This window comes from Klebsiella sp. DY2415 (assembly GCF_026314315.1).
Lineage (GTDB): Bacteria > Pseudomonadota > Gammaproteobacteria > Enterobacterales > Enterobacteriaceae > Klebsiella > Klebsiella ornithinolytica.
On sequence record NZ_CP111115.1, the window covers coordinates 1,336,405 to 1,354,127 of the forward strand.

The 17,723-nt window shown below is 56.6% G+C and carries 19 protein-coding genes; 14 read left to right on the top strand and 5 right to left on the bottom strand.

The window, feature by feature from the left end; all coding sequences use genetic code 11:
* The first annotated feature begins 41 nt into the window (after positions 1 to 41).
* Positions 42 to 1,175: a 3-phenylpropionate MFS transporter gene (locus tag OQV00_RS06370; protein ID WP_004866402.1), complete on the top strand. Its 1,134-nt coding sequence runs from the start codon at positions 42 to 44 to the stop codon at positions 1,173 to 1,175.
* Here OQV00_RS06370 and csiE read toward each other — a convergent pair.
* Complete coding sequence (csiE, locus tag OQV00_RS06375) at positions 1,172 to 2,449, bottom strand: stationary phase inducible protein CsiE (protein WP_004866400.1); 1,278 nt, start codon at positions 2,447 to 2,449, stop codon at positions 1,172 to 1,174. The two genes, OQV00_RS06370 and csiE, sit on opposite strands and share 4 nt — an antisense overlap.
* Positions 2,450 to 2,573: 124 nt before the next feature.
* Between csiE and OQV00_RS06380 the strand changes: the two genes are divergently transcribed.
* Positions 2,574 to 3,212 carry a DUF1007 family protein gene (locus tag OQV00_RS06380; RefSeq protein ID WP_015583704.1) on the top strand — a complete coding sequence of 213 codons (639 nt, stop codon included), beginning with the start codon at positions 2,574 to 2,576 and terminating at the stop codon, positions 3,210 to 3,212.
* A complete protein-coding gene (locus OQV00_RS06385; RefSeq protein WP_004866396.1) occupies positions 3,203 to 4,183 on the top strand; it encodes a nickel/cobalt transporter in 981 nt (326 codons plus the stop codon). The genes OQV00_RS06380 and OQV00_RS06385 overlap by 10 nt, the downstream gene beginning before the upstream one ends.
* A gap of 40 nt (positions 4,184 to 4,223) precedes the next feature.
* Here the strand turns inward: OQV00_RS06385 and suhB are convergent, their stop codons facing one another.
* A complete protein-coding gene (gene suhB / locus OQV00_RS06390) occupies positions 4,224 to 5,027 on the bottom strand; it encodes an inositol-1-monophosphatase (protein WP_004866394.1) in 804 nt (267 codons plus the stop codon).
* Positions 5,028 to 5,147: 120 nt separating this feature from the next.
* On the opposite strand from suhB, the gene trmJ reads away from it, so the two are divergent.
* The 11 genes from trmJ (at position 5,148) to sseB (ending at position 14,221) form a co-directional block, all read left to right on the top strand.
* A complete protein-coding gene (trmJ, locus tag OQV00_RS06395) occupies positions 5,148 to 5,882 on the top strand; it encodes a tRNA (cytosine(32)/uridine(32)-2'-O)-methyltransferase TrmJ (protein WP_015583705.1) in 735 nt (244 codons plus the stop codon).
* 235 nt (positions 5,883 to 6,117) lie between these two features.
* Positions 6,118 to 6,609 carry a Fe-S cluster assembly transcriptional regulator IscR gene (iscR, locus tag OQV00_RS06400; RefSeq protein ID WP_004866388.1) on the top strand — a complete coding sequence of 164 codons (492 nt, stop codon included), beginning with the start codon at positions 6,118 to 6,120 and terminating at the stop codon, positions 6,607 to 6,609.
* Positions 6,610 to 6,786: 177 nt separating this feature from the next.
* A complete protein-coding gene (gene iscS, locus OQV00_RS06405; RefSeq protein WP_048024182.1) occupies positions 6,787 to 8,001 on the top strand; it encodes a cysteine desulfurase in 1,215 nt (404 codons plus the stop codon).
* A 26-nt stretch (positions 8,002 to 8,027) separates the two neighbouring features.
* The gene (gene iscU / locus OQV00_RS06410) at positions 8,028 to 8,414 is read left to right on the top strand and encodes a Fe-S cluster assembly scaffold IscU (protein WP_004866383.1); all 387 of its coding nucleotides are present in this window, start codon (positions 8,028 to 8,030) and stop codon (positions 8,412 to 8,414) included.
* Positions 8,415 to 8,429: 15 nt separating this feature from the next.
* Positions 8,430 to 8,753, top strand: a complete 324-nt coding sequence (gene iscA / locus OQV00_RS06415) for an iron-sulfur cluster assembly protein IscA (protein ID WP_004866380.1) — start codon at positions 8,430 to 8,432, stop codon at positions 8,751 to 8,753.
* 193 nt (positions 8,754 to 8,946) lie between these two features.
* The gene (gene hscB, locus OQV00_RS06420; RefSeq protein ID WP_004866378.1) at positions 8,947 to 9,462 is read left to right on the top strand and encodes a co-chaperone HscB; all 516 of its coding nucleotides are present in this window, start codon (positions 8,947 to 8,949) and stop codon (positions 9,460 to 9,462) included.
* 15 nt (positions 9,463 to 9,477) lie between these two features.
* A complete protein-coding gene (gene hscA / locus OQV00_RS06425; protein ID WP_004866374.1) occupies positions 9,478 to 11,328 on the top strand; it encodes a Fe-S protein assembly chaperone HscA in 1,851 nt (616 codons plus the stop codon).
* A gap of 1 nt (position 11,329) precedes the next feature.
* Positions 11,330 to 11,665 carry an ISC system 2Fe-2S type ferredoxin gene (gene fdx, locus OQV00_RS06430; protein WP_004866372.1) on the top strand — a complete coding sequence of 112 codons (336 nt, stop codon included), beginning with the start codon at positions 11,330 to 11,332 and terminating at the stop codon, positions 11,663 to 11,665.
* Between the two features lies 1 nt (position 11,666).
* Entirely contained in the window at positions 11,667 to 11,867 is a 201-nt protein-coding gene (gene iscX, locus OQV00_RS06435; RefSeq protein WP_004866369.1) for a Fe-S cluster assembly protein IscX, read from the top strand.
* A 197-nt stretch (positions 11,868 to 12,064) separates the two neighbouring features.
* On the top strand, positions 12,065 to 13,351 hold the full coding sequence (pepB, locus tag OQV00_RS06440) for an aminopeptidase PepB (protein ID WP_266280033.1): 1,287 nt from the start codon (positions 12,065 to 12,067) through the stop codon (positions 13,349 to 13,351).
* Between the two features lie 93 nt (positions 13,352 to 13,444).
* Positions 13,445 to 14,221 carry an enhanced serine sensitivity protein SseB gene (gene sseB, locus OQV00_RS06445; RefSeq protein WP_032718057.1) on the top strand — a complete coding sequence of 259 codons (777 nt, stop codon included), beginning with the start codon at positions 13,445 to 13,447 and terminating at the stop codon, positions 14,219 to 14,221.
* 34 nt (positions 14,222 to 14,255) lie between these two features.
* Here the strand turns inward: sseB and sseA are convergent, their stop codons facing one another.
* The 3 genes from sseA to OQV00_RS06460 form a co-directional block, all read right to left on the bottom strand.
* A complete protein-coding gene (gene sseA, locus OQV00_RS06450; protein ID WP_004866360.1) occupies positions 14,256 to 15,101 on the bottom strand; it encodes a 3-mercaptopyruvate sulfurtransferase in 846 nt (281 codons plus the stop codon).
* 122 nt (positions 15,102 to 15,223) lie between these two features.
* Entirely contained in the window at positions 15,224 to 16,408 is a 1,185-nt protein-coding gene (locus tag OQV00_RS06455) for an amidohydrolase (RefSeq protein ID WP_004866358.1), read from the bottom strand.
* A gap of 37 nt (positions 16,409 to 16,445) precedes the next feature.
* Positions 16,446 to 17,654 (bottom strand): hypothetical protein, encoded by a 1,209-nt coding sequence (locus OQV00_RS06460; protein WP_015583708.1) that lies wholly within the window; start codon positions 17,652 to 17,654, stop codon positions 16,446 to 16,448.
* Positions 17,655 to 17,723 lie beyond the last annotated feature (69 nt).

Here is a 17,723-nt window from a genome sequence, read left to right on the forward strand (position 1 = left end):
TGCTTTATCGCCAGACTATCGACTCCATTCGGGAGGGAATCATGGTCTTGCACTCCACGCGCTGGTTGGCGCTTAGTTACTTCACCTATTTTTTCAGCTACGGCATTTTTCTGCCATTCTGGAGCGTCTGGCTGGCGGGAACCGGTTTAACGCCGGAAACCATCGGTATGCTGTTGGGCGCGGGGCTGGTGGCTCGTTTCCTGGGGAGCCTGCTCATCGCGCCGCGGGTCAGCGATCCCGCGCGGCTGATTTCCGCTCTGCGTATCCTCGCGCTACTGGTGCTGTTGTTTGCCCTGGCCTTTTGGGCCGGAAACCACGTTGCCTGGCTGGCGGTGGTGATCGTGGGGTTCAACCTCTTTTTCTCTCCGCTGGTGCCGTTGACCGATGCGCTGGCCAACACCTGGCAAAAACAGATAACCATGGACTACGGGCGCGTGCGTCTGTGGGGGTCAGTGGCGTTTGTTATCGGCTCGGCGCTTACCGGTAAACTGGTCAGCCTGTTTGACTATCGGGCGATTCTGCTGCTGCTCAGCCTCGGCGTTGCCTCTATGCTGCTGGGGATGCTGCTGAAACCCTCGGTGATGCCGCAAGGGGAGTCTCGTCATCAGGAAGGGGCGGGAGTGGCGGCCTGGCTGTCGCTGATACGGCAAAGCTGGCGCTTTCTCGCCTGCGTCTGTCTGCTCCAGGGCGCGCACGCCGCCTACTACGGCTTCAGCGCGATTTACTGGCAGGAAGCCGGTTACTCTGCCTCTGCCGTGGGCTATTTATGGTCATTGGGCGTGGTGGCGGAAGTGGTTATCTTTGCACTGAGTAAAAAAGTATTTAGTCGCTTCAGCGCCCGGGAGCTGCTGTTGCTTTCGGCCGTGTGCGGTCTGATTCGCTGGACGCTGATGGGCGCAACCACGGCTCTTCCGTGGCTGATCGTCACCCAGATTTTGCACTGCGGCACCTTTACGGTGTGCCACCTGGCGGCGATGCGCTATATCTCCGCGCGCCAGGGCAGCGAAGTGATACGCTTGCAGGCGGTCTATTCTGCCGTGGCGATGGGCGGTAGTATTGCGGTGATGACGGTTTTCGCCGGCTTCCTCTATCAGCACCTGCATCAGGGCGTATTCTGGGTGATGGCGCTGGTGGCCCTCCCGGCGCTGGTGCTGCGGCCGAAGGCGGTTGCCTAATCCTCCAGCATTTTGCAAATATGCTGCCGCTGGTGATCGCTGAACATCTCTTCAGTGTGAAACAGCGGCGGTGAGAACAGCGGTAATGCGGTGGCGTACGGTGTGACGACCAGCGCCACGCCTTTGGGGGCGCCTTCCTTCTCAAAAGCCTGCACGCTTTGATATTTGATATTCAGCGGCAGCAGCGTCAGTTCGCGCAGCTGGAGTTCAAGCGCCTGTTCAAGAACGGGATTATCGTGGGTAAGCAGCACGACCTGCTTTTCATGCAGGTCGCTTTTTTGCATCAGCCATGCGCCGAAAATCACCGCAATCAGCCCCACCTCTTCCTGATTAAACGTAATCTCGTAGGTCGCTTCAAACTCGCGTAGCGCGGCCTGGGTCGTGCGCATCAGCCGCGGGTAGAGACGACTAATCTCTTCCGGCAGGGCGTTATCAATACCGATGGCGAACACGCTGCGGTTGAGCGCCTGCGACAGATGAATATAAAGCTGATCGCTCAGTCCCTGGTCATCGCTGAACGGCCGACCCGCCAGATCCTGGAAGCGATGAATTAAGCGATCGATTGCCAGGTGTAACCGCCGGTCCTGGTGATGGCCGTCGCGGATGGGATCGGGCGTTTTCAACAACATAAAGAGCAGCGTCAGGAACAGCTGTTCGCCCGCGTGCGGCGTGCTGGCGACCCGGCGTTGCCAGTGGCGAACGATCTCCTGGGCGAGAGCGAACTCCGCCGCTTGTTGCGTCCAGCGCTGCTGCTCATGGGTAAAATCCGGGGTCAGTCCAAGATGATGCTGCAGCAGGCAATATTGCAGATACAGACGCAGGAAATGAACATCGCGACAGTCAAACTGCCGGTTGAGCATCCGCGAGCAGCGGTTGACCAGCGCCTGCAGGTTGGTGTCGTCATACAGCGTCCGCGCAATGCCCTGTAGTTTAAGCTGCGTTTTTAATGCCGGCGTAAAATGGTGGGCAATAAAATGCGGACATAAACGTAATGCCCTCCGCAGGCCGTGCAGCAGACACAGTCGTTGATCGATGACAGCACCTTCAATCCGGTAGCTGCCGTCCACCTGTGACGAAAGCGTCAGTCGGTGGTAACGCTGAATTTCGCGTGCGGTCTCTGCGATATCCTGCCGGGCCGTTGACTCATCAACCTGGTTGATGTGGCTAAGCTGTTCTGGCGTCACTGGCTGCCCGGGCAGATAAAACATCAGCAGTACCTGACTACGGCGCTGTGGACTGGAAAGCGCAGATGGTGGTTCAATGACGGTCATCATCTGGTGAGTTCCAGTTAGGGTTTTTGCTAAGAATAGCTAATGGATGAATGGAGATCAGGGCAGTTCGGCGCCTTTACGTCAGGATTGCTGGCTAAGTTCACAGAATTTTTCACGTGAGGATCGGATGAAGAGAGTGAAACAATGCACCAGTGCGGCATTTTTCATGGTTTTATCATTTAGTGTGCTAGCGCACCCGCATAGCTTCATTAGCCTGAAAACGGAAGTCGTGGCGGACAACGGGCTGCTCACCGGTTTTAACATGCGCTGGACGATGGATGAAATCACTTCGGCAGACTTGCTCTACGATGCGGGGAACGCAAAGCCAGGGGATGAGGTGTGGAAAAAACTGGCGGCAGAGGTGATGGCCAATGTGCTCGGCCAGCATTACTTCAGCGAGCTATGGCACAACGGCCAGCGGGTGAAGTTTGATAATCGACCTGATGGCTATGGCCTCGAACGCGATGGTCACCAGGCGGTGCTGACGTTTACGCTGCCGCTGGCAAAACCTCAGCCGCTGGCCGGACAGACGCTAACATTGTCGACATTCGATCCGACCTATTATGTTGATATGCACTATGACAAAGCGAGCGATGTCACCTTGCCCGCCGCGTTACGCACGACATGCAAGGTCAAGGTGGTCACGCCGGAACCGAATGAAAAAATGGCGGCTTTTGCCCAGTCTCTCGATAAAGCCGACGCGCCGCCGGAAGATATGGCGCTGGGAACCTACTTTGCCCAGAAGGTGACGCTGACATGTCCGTAATTTTCTCTCACACCGCACGCACTTCGCGTCTGCGCCAGATGTGGCCGCTGGCGCTTTTTTTGCTGCTGGCGACAGCGGCGGGGATCTGGCTGTGGCAGGCCTGGCCGCAGGTCTTGCTGCAAAGCGCCGTCTGGCAGCGGGCGTTAAATCTTGAGCTCAGCCGTCTGCTGAAAGCGGTTGCGGATAATCCCTCAGCGGCGGGATTATCGCTGCTGGCGTTCAGTTTTATCTACGGTGTGCTGCACGCCCTGGGGCCTGGTCATGGCAAGATCGTGATTACCACCTGGCTGGCCACGCATCCGGCAAAACTTAAATCCAGTATTATGCTGACCCTGGCAGCCTCGCTCCTGCAGGGCGTTGTGGCGATTGCGCTGGTCGTGGTGGTATTAACTCTCCTGCAACTGCCGGCCAGACAGCTGCATCTCAGCAGCTTCTGGCTGGAGAAAGGCAGCTATCTGCTGGTGGGGGCGCTGGGCCTGCTGTTGTGCTGGCGGGCGGTGAAAAAGCTGCGCGCGGTATTGCGACGACCGACGTTTATCGCCTTTACGCCGCACCACGTTCATCATGCTCAGTGCGGATGCGGACATCAGCATATGCCCGCGCCGGAACAGCTCCAAAGCGGCGACGACTGGCGCGCGCGGCTGGTCATTATCCTTTCGATGGGGATGCGGCCCTGTTCCGGGGCGATTATGGTCCTGCTGTTTAGTAAAGTGATTGGCGTGTTTAACTGGGGAATGGCGGCGGCGCTGGCGATGGCGGCAGGCACTTCGTTGACCATCAGCGGGCTGGCGCTGCTGGTTCATGGTTTCCGCCAGCTGGCCGTTAAGCTCAGCGGCAATAAGACGCCACCGCTGTGGCAACACGTTGGTTGGGCGACGCTGGCATTGGCGGGCGGGGTGATTTTACTGGTTGCGGCGCTGGTGATGTGGAGCAGTGCGGCGCCTGTTGGCGGGGGGTTACGACCGTTTTGAAGAATCCCCTCACCCCGCGAACGGGGTGAGGGGAGAATGATTAGCGCTTCAGCGCTTCACTCAGTTCGTCACGCATATTCGCCAGCATAGCTTTAACGACACGCGGGTTACCGGCAACGATGTTGCCGGTGTGCATGTAGTTGTGGCCGCCGGTGAAATCGCAAACCAGCGCGCCTGCTTCACGAGCGATCAGCTCACCTGCCGCAAAATCCCAGGGTTTCAGCGCGATTTCAAAATAACCGTCAACGCGGCCTGCGGCCACGTAAGCCAGATCCAGAGCAGCAGAACCGGTGCGGCGGAAATCAGCACACTCGGTAAACAGCTTACCGAGAATATTCATGTACGCCGTCGCGTGCTGTTTTGCTTTGAACGGGAAGCCGGTCGCCAGAATCGTGCCATCCAGGTCGCGAGCGTTGCTGCCGCGCAGACGGTAGCCGTTCAGCTGTGCGCCCTGACCACGGGTAGCCGTGAACAGTTCGTTACGCATTGGATCGTAAACCACCGCGACTTCTGTACGGCCTTTGATGCGTACGGCGATGGAAACGGAGAAGTGTGGCAGACGTTTGACGAAGTTGGTGGTGCCATCCAGTGGATCGATAACCCATTGAACATCCTGATCTTCACCTGCGTGTTCACCGCTTTCTTCGGTGATAATGGTGTGCTGCGGGTAAGATTTGCGAATGGTTTCAATAATCAGCGCTTCGGCTGCTTTATCGACGTTGGTCACAAAATCATTGCTGCCTTTCTGGCTCGTTTCTACGGAGTCTGGGGTTTCGTAGTGCTTGGCAATTAAATTACCCGCCTTGCGCGCTGCGCGCACGGCGATGTTCAGCATCGGATGCATCGGTCTCTCTCACTGGATGTTAAAGAACGGGAAAAAACGGCGCACATAGTAACAGTGAAATCTGCCTATGTCTCCGTTTTATGATAGCATGCGTGAATAATCTTTAGCCGAAGAACCATAATGCTACAAAATATTCGAATTGTACTGGTAGAAACATCACATACTGGAAACATGGGTTCCGTCGCCCGGGCAATGAAAACCATGGGGTTAACCAACCTGTGGCTGGTTAATCCGCTGGTTAAACCTGATTCTCAGGCTATCGCGCTGGCCGCTGGCGCCAGTGACGTGATTGGCAATGCGCAGATCGTTGATACCCTGGATGAAGCCCTGGCCGGCTGCAGCCTGGTGGTGGGAACCAGTGCCCGTTCACGCACTCTGCCGTGGCCGATGCTTGACCCGCGCGAGTGCGGTTTGAAGAGCGTGGCGGAAGGGCAGCATGCACCGGTCGCGCTGGTCTTTGGCCGCGAACGCGTTGGGCTGACCAACGATGAACTGCAGAAATGTCATTATCATGTCGCGATTGCCGCAAACCCGGAATACAGTTCGTTGAACCTGGCAATGGCGGTGCAGGTTATCGCCTACGAAGTCCGCATGGCCTGGCTGGCCACCCAGGAACAGGACGAACCGGCAGCGGCGCACGAAGAGACGCCGTATCCGCTGGTTGACGATTTAGAACGTTTCTATGGCCACCTCGAGCAAACCCTGCTCGCCACCGGTTTTATTCGCGCCAGCCATCCAGGGCAGGTGATGAACAAACTGCGTCGTCTGTTCACCCGCGCCCGCCCGGAAAGCCAGGAGCTGAATATCCTGCGCGGTATGCTGGCCTCTATCGATCAGTTAAAGAAAGAGAAGTAAGCGCCTGCATCCCTTGACGGGAGCGGCTCCGCCTTACGCGGCCTGCATCGTCACAGGCCTGCACAAGCGTAGCGCCGCCGGGCAAATACAGACCGCACGGATGGTTAAATACCTGACTAAAACAGTCAAGTAAATAGTTGACCAAATTACTCGGGAATGTCAGACTTGGCCCTGCTATGCAATACCCATATTAATAAAAAGCCCGGGCAGGGGCGAGTTTGAGGTTAAGTAAGACATGAGACTGACATCTAAAGGGCGTTATGCTGTGACCGCGATGCTGGACGTTGCGCTCAACTCTGAATCGGGCCCGGTTCCGTTGGCTGATATTTCTGAACGTCAGGGAATCTCGCTGTCCTATCTGGAACAGCTGTTTTCCCGCCTGCGTAAAAATGGTCTGGTATCCAGCGTACGTGGTCCAGGCGGCGGTTATTTGTTAGGTAAAGAAGCTGGCAGCATCGCCGTAGGCGAAGTGATCAGCGCAGTAGACGAATCGGTTGACGCGACCCGCTGTCAGGGTAAAGGCGGCTGCCAGGGCGGCGATAAATGCCTGACCCACGCGCTGTGGCGCGACCTGAGCGAACGTCTGACCGGCTTCCTGAACAACATCACCCTGGGTGAACTGGTGAATAACCAGGAAATCCTCGATGTTTCAGGTCGTCAGCATAGCCATGAATCCCAGCGCAATACCCGCACTCAGGACGCCATTGACGTCAAGCTGCGTGCATAATACTCGTCTTGTTTCAGCTTGCGGCACCGCTGCGGCAGGCTGAAATAGTCAGAGTAAAAACGATAAAAAAGAGATTTCAGAATCAGGCCGGGATGTTGCGACATCCCGTGTCCCCGGTCGTACATCAAGCCGGTTGCCTGGTTCCTTGCATTGAGTGATGTACGGAGTTAAAGAGCAATGAAATTACCGATTTACCTCGATTACTCCGCAACAACGCCGGTGGACCCGCGTGTTGCCGAGAAAATGATGCAGTTCCTGACCCTGGACGGGACCTTTGGTAACCCGGCCTCTCGTTCACACCGTTTCGGTTGGCAGGCTGAAGAGGCGGTTGATATCGCCCGTAATCAGATTGCTGAACTGGTCGGTGCCGATCCGCGTGAAATCGTCTTTACCTCCGGTGCAACGGAATCCGACAACCTGGCGATTAAAGGTGCAGCCAACTTTTATCAGAAAAAAGGCAAGCACATTATCACCAGCAAAACCGAGCATAAAGCGGTTCTGGATACCTGTCGCCAGCTGGAGCGTGAAGGTTTCGACGTTACCTACCTGGCGCCGCAGAGCAACGGGATTATCGATCTGAAAGAGCTGGAAGCCGCGATGCGTGACGACACCATCCTGGTCTCCATCATGCACGTGAACAACGAAATCGGCGTGGTGCAGGATATCGCCACCATCGGCGAACTGTGCCGCGCGCGTGGCATCATTTACCACGTTGACGCCACCCAGAGCGTGGGCAAACTGCCTATCGATCTGAGCCAGCTGAAAGTTGACCTGATGTCCTTCTCCGGTCACAAAATTTATGGTCCTAAAGGTATTGGCGCACTGTACGTTCGCCGCAAACCGCGTATCCGCATTGAAGCGCAGATGCACGGTGGCGGTCACGAGCGCGGCATGCGTTCCGGTACTCTGCCAGTCCACCAGATCGTCGGTATGGGTGAAGCTTACCGTATCGCGAAAGAAGAGATGGACACCGAGATGGCGCGTCTGCGCGGTCTGCGTAACCGTCTGTGGGACGGCGTAAAAGATATGGAAGAGGTTTACCTTAACGGCGACCTCGAGCAGGGCGCGCCGAACATTCTCAACGTCAGCTTCAACTATGTTGAAGGCGAGTCGCTGATTATGGCGCTGAAGGACCTGGCCGTTTCCTCCGGTTCTGCTTGCACCTCCGCAAGCCTTGAGCCGTCCTATGTGCTTCGTGCACTGGGCATGACTGACGAACTGGCACACAGTTCTATCCGTTTCTCTTTAGGTCGATTCACTACCGAAGAAGAGATTGACTACACCATTGATCTGGTTCGTAAATCCATCGGCCGTCTGCGCGATCTTTCTCCGCTGTGGGATATGTTCAAACAGGGCGTGGATCTGAACAGCATCGAATGGTCACATCATTAATCGGTAGGGTATAAGGAGAATTCATCATGGCATACAGCGAAAAAGTTATCGATCATTACGAGAATCCGCGCAACGTCGGCTCTTTTGACAACAGCGACGACAGCGTCGGCAGCGGCATGGTTGGCGCACCGGCGTGCGGCGACGTGATGAAGTTGCAGATTAAAGTCAACAATGAAGGTATCATTGAAGACGCGCGCTTCAAGACCTATGGTTGCGGTTCTGCTATCGCCTCCAGCTCCCTGGTTACCGAATGGGTGAAAGGGAAATCTCTGGACGAAGCTCAGGCTATCAAGAACACCGATATCGCCGATGAGCTGGAACTGCCGCCGGTGAAAATTCACTGCTCCATCCTGGCGGAAGACGCGATTAAAGCCGCGATTGCGGATTATAAAAGCAAACGTGAAGCGAAATAATTAAGAGGTTATTGTATGTCGATTACTCTTAGCGACAGCGCAGCGTCGCGAGTTAATTCCTTCCTGGCCAACCGTGGCAAAGGCTTCGGTCTGCGCTTAGGTGTCCGCACTTCGGGCTGCTCAGGTATGGCCTACGTGCTGGAATTTGTTGACGAGCCGGCGGCAGAAGACACCGTGTTTGAAGATAAAGGCGTCAAGGTAGTGATCGACGGCAAAAGCCTGCAGTTCCTCGACGGCACTCAGCTGGACTTCGTCAAAGAAGGCCTGAACGAAGGGTTTAAATTCACAAACCCGAATGTTAAAGATGAGTGCGGTTGCGGCGAAAGCTTTAACGTATAATCCCGACACTATCCGACGTATTTCAGGCCGCATCAGGGCGGTAAATGCGTGAATCCCGGGGGCTGACAGCAGTCGGTCCTGCGGGTAAGCGACTACAGCCCACGCAGAGGCGGCCCGATGTGCACGGGTAGAGGACCCCACCGCGGTGAATCGTGAGTGGGGTTTGCTTTATCTCGTTAACCCTGAGGTTACTATGGACTATTTCACCCTCTTCGGGTTACCGGTCAGTTATACCCTTTCGCAAGAACAGCTGGCTGTCCGGTACCAGGATTTGCAGCGCCAGTATCATCCCGATAAGTTCGCCAGCGCGAGCGCGGCCGAACAGCTCGCCTCCGTGCAGCAATCCGCCACGATCAATCAGGCGTGGCAAACGCTCCGTCATCCGCTGACCCGCGCCGAATATCTCCTTTCACTCCACGGCTATGACCTGGCCTGCGAGCAGCACACCGTGCGCGATACCGCTTTTCTGATGGAACAGCTGGAGCTGCGTGAAGAGCTGGATGAGATTGAAAAATCGCAGGATGAAGAACGACTGGCGGCATTTATCAAACGCGTGAAGGGGATGTACGACGTTCGTCATCAGCAGGTTGTCGAACAATTAAATAGCGAGACGTGGGACGCGGCGGCGGATACCGTGCGTAAACTGCGTTTTCTCGATAAACTTCAGAGCGTTGCAGAACAACTCGAAGAAAAGCTGCTCGATTTTTAATTTTCGGAAGCAATTATGGCCTTATTACAAATTAGTGAGCCTGGTCTGAGTGCCGCGCCGCACCAGCGTCGTCTGGCGGCGGGTATTGACCTGGGCACCACCAATTCTCTGGTCGCTACCGTGCGTAGCGGTCAGGCCGAAACTCTGCCCGACCATCAGGGACGCTACCTGCTGCCTTCCGTGGTTAATTACCATGAATCTGGCCTGAGCGTCGGCTACGACGCCCGACACAATGCGGCCCTCGACCCGGTTAACACCATCAGCTCCGTGAAACGGATGATGGGACGCTCGCTGGCCGATATCCAGACGCGTTACCCCCATCTGCCTTACCAACTGCAGGCCAGCGAAAATGGTCTGCCGATGATTCAGACCGCCGGCGGTCTGCTCAACCCGGTTCGCGTCTCCGCCGACATCCTGAAGGCGCTGGCCGCCCGGGCAACGGAAGCCCTGTCCGGCGAACTCGACGGCGTGGTGATTACCGTCCCGGCCTATTTTGACGATGCTCAGCGTCAGGGCACCAAAGACGCCGCGCGTCTGGCCGGTCTGCACGTATTGCGCCTGTTGAACGAACCGACCGCCGCGGCCATTGCCTACGGCCTGGACTCCGGTCAGGAAGGCGTGATTGCGGTTTACGATCTCGGCGGCGGCACCTTTGATATTTCGGTGCTGCGCTTAAGCCGCGGCGTATTTGAAGTGCTGGCCACCGGCGGGGATTCCGCGCTGGGCGGCGATGACTTTGACCATCTGCTGGCGGATTATCTCCGTGAACTGGCCGGGCTGAGCGATCGTAGCGACAATCGCCTGCAGCGCGAACTTCTGGATGCGGCCATCGCGGCGAAAATCGCCCTCAGCGATGCCGATTCGGTCAGCGTCAACGTCGGCGGCTGGCAAGGCGATATTACCCGTGAGCAGTTTAACGAGCTGATTGCGCCGCTGGTGAAACGTACGCTGTTAGCCTGCCGTCGCGCGCTGAAAGATGCGGGCGTGGCGGCGGAAGAGGTGCTGGAAGTGGTCATGGTTGGCGGTTCAACCCGCGTGCCGCTGGTGCGTGAGCGCGTCGGTGAATTCTTTGGCCGCACGCCGCTGACCACTATCGATCCGGACAAAGTGGTGGCCATTGGCGCCGCGATTCAGGCCGATATCCTGGTGGGCAACAAACCGGACAGCGAACTCCTGTTGCTCGACGTTATTCCGCTCTCTTTAGGGCTGGAGACGATGGGTGGCCTGGTGGAGAAAGTGATTCCGCGCAACACCACGATTCCGGTGGCGCGTGCGCAGGAGTTCACCACCTTTAAAGATGGTCAGACGGCAATGTCTATCCACGTTATGCAGGGCGAGCGCGAACTGGTGCAGGACTGCCGTTCGCTGGCGCGTTTTGCGCTGCGTGGTATTCCGGCGTTACCGGCGGGCGGGGCGCACATTCGCGTCACCTTCCAGGTGGACGCCGATGGCCTGCTGAGCGTGACCGCGATGGAGAAATCGACCGGCGTCGAAGCCTCCATTCAGGTCAAGCCCTCCTACGGTCTGACCGACAGCGAAATCGCCACCATGATTAAAGATTCGATGAGTCACGCCGAACAGGATATCAAGGCGCGTATGCTGGCCGAGCAAAAAGTGGAAGCCGCACGCGTTCTTGAGAGCCTGGAAAGTGCGCTGGCCGCCGATGCCGCGCTGCTAAGCGCCGCAGAACGTCAGGCTATCGATGAAGCAACGGCGCAGCTGCGTGCGGTTGCCGCAGGCGATGACGCCGACGCTATTAAAGATGCGATTAAAAATACAGACACACAAACCCAGGAATTCGCCGCACGCCGCATGGACCAGTCGGTCCGTACTGCGCTGAAAGGCCAATCCGTGGACGAGGTTTAATATGCCAAAGATTGTTTTTCTGCCCCATCAGGACCTGTGCCCGGATGGCGTAGTTGTGGAAGCTGAGATCGGTGAGACCATTCTGGATGCTGCTCTGCGTAGCGGCATTGAGATTGAACACGCTTGCGAAAAATCCTGTGCCTGCACCACCTGCCACTGCATCGTGCGTGAAGGTTTTGACTCGCTGGCCGAAAGTACCGAAGATGAAGATGATATGCTGGATAAGGCCTGGGGGCTGGAGCCCGACAGCCGTCTGAGCTGCCAGGCGCGCGTGACCCACGATGATCTGGTCGTCGAGATCCCGCGTTATACTATCAACCACGCACGCGAGCATTAATATGGGACTGAAATGGACCGATAGTCGTGAAATTGGCGAAGCGCTGTATGACGCCTTCCCGGATCTCGACCCGAAAACCGTTCGCTTCACCGATATGCATCAGTGGATTTGCGAGCTGGAAGATTTTGATGACAATCCGACCGCATCCAATGAAAAAATTCTGGAGGCGATTCTGCTAGTCTGGTTAGATGAAGCAGAATAATTTCCGCAACATGTTTCACGCTGCAGATGCGTGGGTCGTGTTTGCTCACTCCCGCCGCACAGTAATCTGTGGGCCCGGTGAATGAGCGGCTGACCGCCTTCTCCTGCAGCGTGAAACATCGGAAAAATAATATGGGCTGCCTTTTGGCGGCCCTTTTGCCAAATGCGGCTCCTTTGCCAAATAAGGATAAAGATAAAATGACCGAAGCCATGAAGATTACGCTGACGACCCAACCCGCCGACGCGCGCTGGGGAGAAAAAGCGGCTTACAGCATTAATAATGACGGCATCACCCTGCATCTGAACGGTAAAGACGACCTCGGTTTGATTCAGCGCGCGGCGCGTAAAGTCGACGGGATGGGGATCAAACATGTCGCGCTGAGCGGCGAAGGCTGGGATACCGACCGCGCGTGGGCATTCTGGGCCGGTTACAAAGGGCCGAAAGGCAGCCGCAAGGTGGAATGGCCGGCGCTGGACGACGCGCAGAAAAGCGAGCTGGACAATCGGCTGACGATTATTGACTGGGTGCGGGATACCATTAACGCGCCGGCGGAAGAGCTTGGCCCGGAACAGCTGGCTCAGCGCGCGGTCGATCTGCTGTGCAGCGTCGCCTGCGACAACGTGACATACCGCATCACGAAAGGTGAAGACCTGCGTGAGCAAGGCTATCTTGGCCTGCATACCGTTGGCCGCGGCTCCGAGCGTCCGCCGGTACTGCTGGCGCTGGATTACAACCCAACCGGCAATAAAGAGGCCCCGGTGTACGCTTGCCTGGTCGGGAAAGGTATCACCTTCGATTCCGGCGGCTACAGCATCAAACAAAGCGCGTTTATGGATTCGATGAAGTCCGATATGGGCGGCGCGGCAACGGTTACCGGCGCGCTGGCGTTCGCGATTACCCGCGGCCTGAACAAACGCGTGAAGCTGTATCTGTGCTGTGCGGACAACCTGATCAGCGGTAATGCCTTTAAACTCGGCGACATCATTCGCTATCGCAATGGCAAGACTGTGGAAATCATGAACACCGACGCTGAAGGTCGTCTGGTGCTGGCGGATGGTCTGATTGATGCCTCGACGCAGAAACCTGAGCTGATCATCGATGCCGCGACCCTGACCGGGGCGGCGAAAACCGCGCTCGGTAATGACTATCACGCGCTGTTCAGCTTTGATGACTCGCTGGCTAACCGTCTGTTGGCGAGTGCGCAGGCGGAAAACGAAGCCTTCTGGCGCCTGCCGCTGGCCGAGTTCCACCGCGGCCAGCTGCCGTCTAACTTCGCCGAGCTGAACAACACCGGCAGCGCGGCCTATCCGGCTGGCGCCAGCACTGCAGCCGGTTTCCTGTCGCATTTCGTTGAAAATTATCACCAGGGCTGGCTGCACATCGACTGCTCGGCGACCTATCGCAAAGCGGCGGTTGAGCAGTGGTCTGCCGGCGCCACCGGCCTCGGCGTGCGCGCGATTGCTCATCTGTTAACCGCAGAGTAATGCTCTTGCCGGTGGCGCTGCGCTTATCCGGCCGGGGAAATTCGTAGGCCCGTGCAAGCGCAGCGCCGCCGGGCAATTTAAAGTAATGAAAATATGTCCGAAACTAAAAATGAATTAGAAACTCTGCTGGAAAAGGCGGCGACCGAGCCAGGTCACCGCCCGGCATTTTTCCGTACGCTGCTGGAATCCACCGTGTGGGTTCCGGGGGCGGCAGCGGAAGGTGAGCCGATTGTCGAAGAGAGTGCCGTCGATCTGCAGCACTGGGAGAAAGATGATGGCGCTTCGGTGATTCCGTTTTTCTCTTCTCTGGAAGCGCTGCAGCAGGCGGTGGAAGATGAACAATCGTTTGTGGTGATGCCGGCACGGACGCTGTTTGCGATGACGCTCGGCGAAACGCTGTTCCTCAATGCGAAGTTGGCAACCGGTAAAGAGTTTATGCCCAATGAGATCCGCCATCTGCTGGGGGAAGAGGGCAGCCCGCTCAGCACCCAAACCGTGCTTGAAGGCGGCGAGTCTTTGCTGTTGTCTGAAGTCGCCGAGCCACCGGCGCAGATGATTGATTCGCTGACGACGCTGTTTAAAACGATGAAGACCGTCAGACGGGCATTTCTTTGCTCAATTAAAGATAGCGCTGATGCGCCGGCAAACCTGCTGATCGGGATTGAAGCCGAAGGCGATATCGAAGAGGTGATCCAGGCGGCAGGCAGCGTGGCGACCGATACGTTACCTGGCGATGAGCCGGTTGATATCTGTCAGGTGGTTGAAGGTGAAAAGGGGATCAGCCATTTTATGATTGCCCATATCACGCCATTTTATGAAAAGCGCTGGGGCAGTTTCCTGCGCGATTTCAAACAGAACCGCATTATCTAAAGCAGCGGGGGCTTCGGCCCCCGCTGTTGTTCTCTTATTGCGCCGGTTCGATCGGCAGGTCGCTACGTGCGCCCCATTCGCTCCACGAGCCGTCATAGAGACAGACGCCGTTGACGCCCAGCGTCGTCAGCGCCAGCACCACAACCGCCGCCGTGACGCCGGAGCCGCAGCTGGCAATAATCGGCCGCTCGAAATCCACGCCCTGGCGAATGAAAATCTCATTCAGCTCATCCACAGTTTTCAGTTCGCCGTTAATCACCAGATCGCTCCACGGTACGTTGAGCGCGCCGGGAATATGACCGCGACGCAGTCCTGGACGAGGCTCATCCACCAGGCCATTAAAACGCCCGGCCGGACGCGCATCGACGATCTGCGCCGATCCCTCATGGCTAACCAGCAGTACATCGGTCAGCCGTTTGATCACTTCCGGATCGAAGCGTCCGTCAAATTCGCCTTCCGGAATATCGGGAACTCCCTGCTCAAGAGGCAACTCATCGCGCTGCCAGCCGGCCAGGCCGCCGGCGAGAATCGAGACGTTTTCGACGCCAAATGTGCGCAGCATCCACCAGGCGCGCGGGGCTGAGAAGAGATTGCCTTCATCGTAAACCACCAGATGTTTATCGCTGCTGACCCCCAGCTCGCGCATCGCAACGGCGAAGGCTTCCGCTCGCGGCATCATATGCGGCAGCGGGCTGGTGCGATCGGAAAGCGCTTCAATATCGAAAAATACGGCGTTGGGAATATGACCCGCGCGATATTCGGCGTGCAAATCGCGATCTTCCTGCCCAGGCGGCGCCATTCGCGCATCGATAATCTGAATTTCCGGGTCATCAATATGTTCCGCTAACCAGTCAGCGGCGACAAAAAACGAAGTGGACATGGCTGTCTCCGTGTCATCAACAATAGGTAGATTGTTGATGTTTTTGCCCTTACCGACAAGGCATTTTCACGTAATACATATCGTAATGTGATATGTCCCCGGCGTACACCGGGGAGAAGCGATCAGAAGCGGTCTTGATGCAGATAGCGCCAGGCGTACTGAGCGTACAGCCCGGCGCCGGTTTTCATCACTTGCTCATCGATATTGAAGCATCCGTGATGGTGGGCGTAGTCGCTCCCTTTCGCTTTATTACCGGAGCCGAGCAGGGCAAAACAACCGGGAATATCTTGCAGATAGAAGCTGAAATCCTCCCCGCCGGTCGTGGGTTTTTCGCTGAATAGCACGTCGTCACCGAAGGCTTCGCGGATCGTGGACTGCGCCAGCAATGCGCTGCGTTCTTCGTTAATCACCGGTAACGTGCCGTAGCAGTAGTCGACGTCAACGCTGGCGCCATACATCGCCGCAGTATGCTGCGCATAGCGCGTGATTGCGGCCTCCAGGCGCCGACGGGTTTCGATGCTGAAGCAACGTACTGTACCGTCCAGGAGCGCATTTTCGGCAATCACGTTGAACCGGGTGCCGACATCCATGCGACCGATAGAGACCACTGCGGAGTCCAGCGGCGAAGTTTCACGCGCCACGATAGCCTGTAAATTCATCACGAAGGCGGAGGCGACAACCGCCGCATCGATGCAGGCCTCTGGCATGGAACCGTGACCGCCGCGGCCGCGAAAGGTGACTTTGAGTAAATCTGCGGAGGCAAATGACGACCCCACGTTGCAGGATATTTTGCCGGAAGGCGAGCCGGACCAGATGTGCATGCCAAAAATGTTGTCGACATTATCCAGGGCCCCCTGGGCGATCATCGCTTTGGCGCCTTCGGCAATCTCCTCGGCGGGCTGAAAAATTAACCGTACGTTACCGGCCATCTGCTCGCGAACCTCATACAGCGCGCGGGCGGCGGTAAGCAGCATTGCGGTATGGGAATCATGCCCGCAGGCGTGCATTTTCCCGGCGGTGAGCGATTTATAGCTGAGCCGATCGTTGAGCTCATGCACCGGCAGCGCATCCATATCGGCGCGCAGTGCCACCGTTTTGCCCGGTTTACTGCCAGTAATGTCTGCAATGACGCCGGTCGGAACGGTACGGCGACAGGCGATGCCGATATTCTCCAGTTCCGCCACGACGCGATCCGTCGTTCGTCGCTCCTCCCACGGCAGCTCCGGGTGGGCGTGTAGATCGCGGCGAAAGTCGATTGTTGCCTGCTCTTCTCTGGCGATGATGGCGGTAATAACGGGGTTAATCATAAAACGGACTCCATAGGTTCGTAGAAAATGAAACGGTTCAGTCGATCACCGGCGCCAGATAACCCACCAGTATTCCGGCCAGAATGACGGAAACAATCGTCACGGAGATAAACCCGCCAACCAGCATTGGCCCCAGCATGTGCTGAGTCAGCATCTGGCGTTCTTTTTCATCCTGGGTAAGGGCGTTAATGGCTTCGTTGGTGATGATGTAATCCGCCGGGAAGCCGTACAGCGCGGTCAGGGAGATGGCGAATGACATGGCGCCGCTGACGCCGAGCGCTTTCCCCACGAGCCAGGAAACCATAAACATGCCGATAACCGCCGTGGCGATGAGCACCGCCATCGGATAAAGCAGGCGTAGCAGCATCTCCGGCGTCGCTTTGTTCAGGGTATCAAAGATAAACAGCATCAATGCCATGACGGCAAAGCCGAACCCGTTCGCTTTTTGTAGCGTGTGTTTTTCGAGAAACCCTACGGAAGTAAAGACCACGCCAAAAAACAGACACAGCACGAACGGACTGATGCTAACGATGGGTTTTGCCAGGTCGGAGATAAACCAGGCCAGACAGCCGACCATCGCCAGGCGCAGAAATTTAAAATAGCTACTGTTGTAGCTTGCGGGGAGGCGGCTAAACAAACGCGGCATTATTTCTTCGCCGCAGGGGAGGAGGGGCTGTTCTTCAGCGTTTTCATGATGCTGTTTGTTACTGCGGTAGCGCCTGAGCCACGATTTTCCTTCGCGTTGCAGCATGATGGCGGTGAGGGGATAGCCGGCGAATCCCTGCATCACGTAAATCAGAATCGCCAGTACGGACAGATCGACCAGCCCGGCGTTGCTTGCACCTTGCGACATAATTAATGATGACACGATCCCACCGACCAGCGGCGGGATGGTCACCAGCGCGGTGTTGCGGTCAAATAGCAACAGGCTCACCGCGAAGACGGCTACCGTTATCCCGGCAATACCGGCAAGCGCGATGATTACCGTTTTCCACTGGCGCATGAGCTCCTGCAGTGACAGCAGGGTACCCATATTGGTAATCAGCAGATACATCAGCATGATGGCAACGGGCGCCGTGATCCCCGCCCGGCTAATAATATCAGGCGGAAAAAACGTCCAGTATCCGCCCAGAAACAGGACCGCACAGACAAAGACGGAAGGGATCCAGGCTTTGGTGCGGGTAGAGATAACATCGCCTGTATAAAGAATGAAAATAATAATTAACAGCGCGTTCATTTGTGACATAAATAATTCCCATATTACTTATTTAATATATCAATACGGAACGAATGACGGTTGTGCCGTTATTGAATC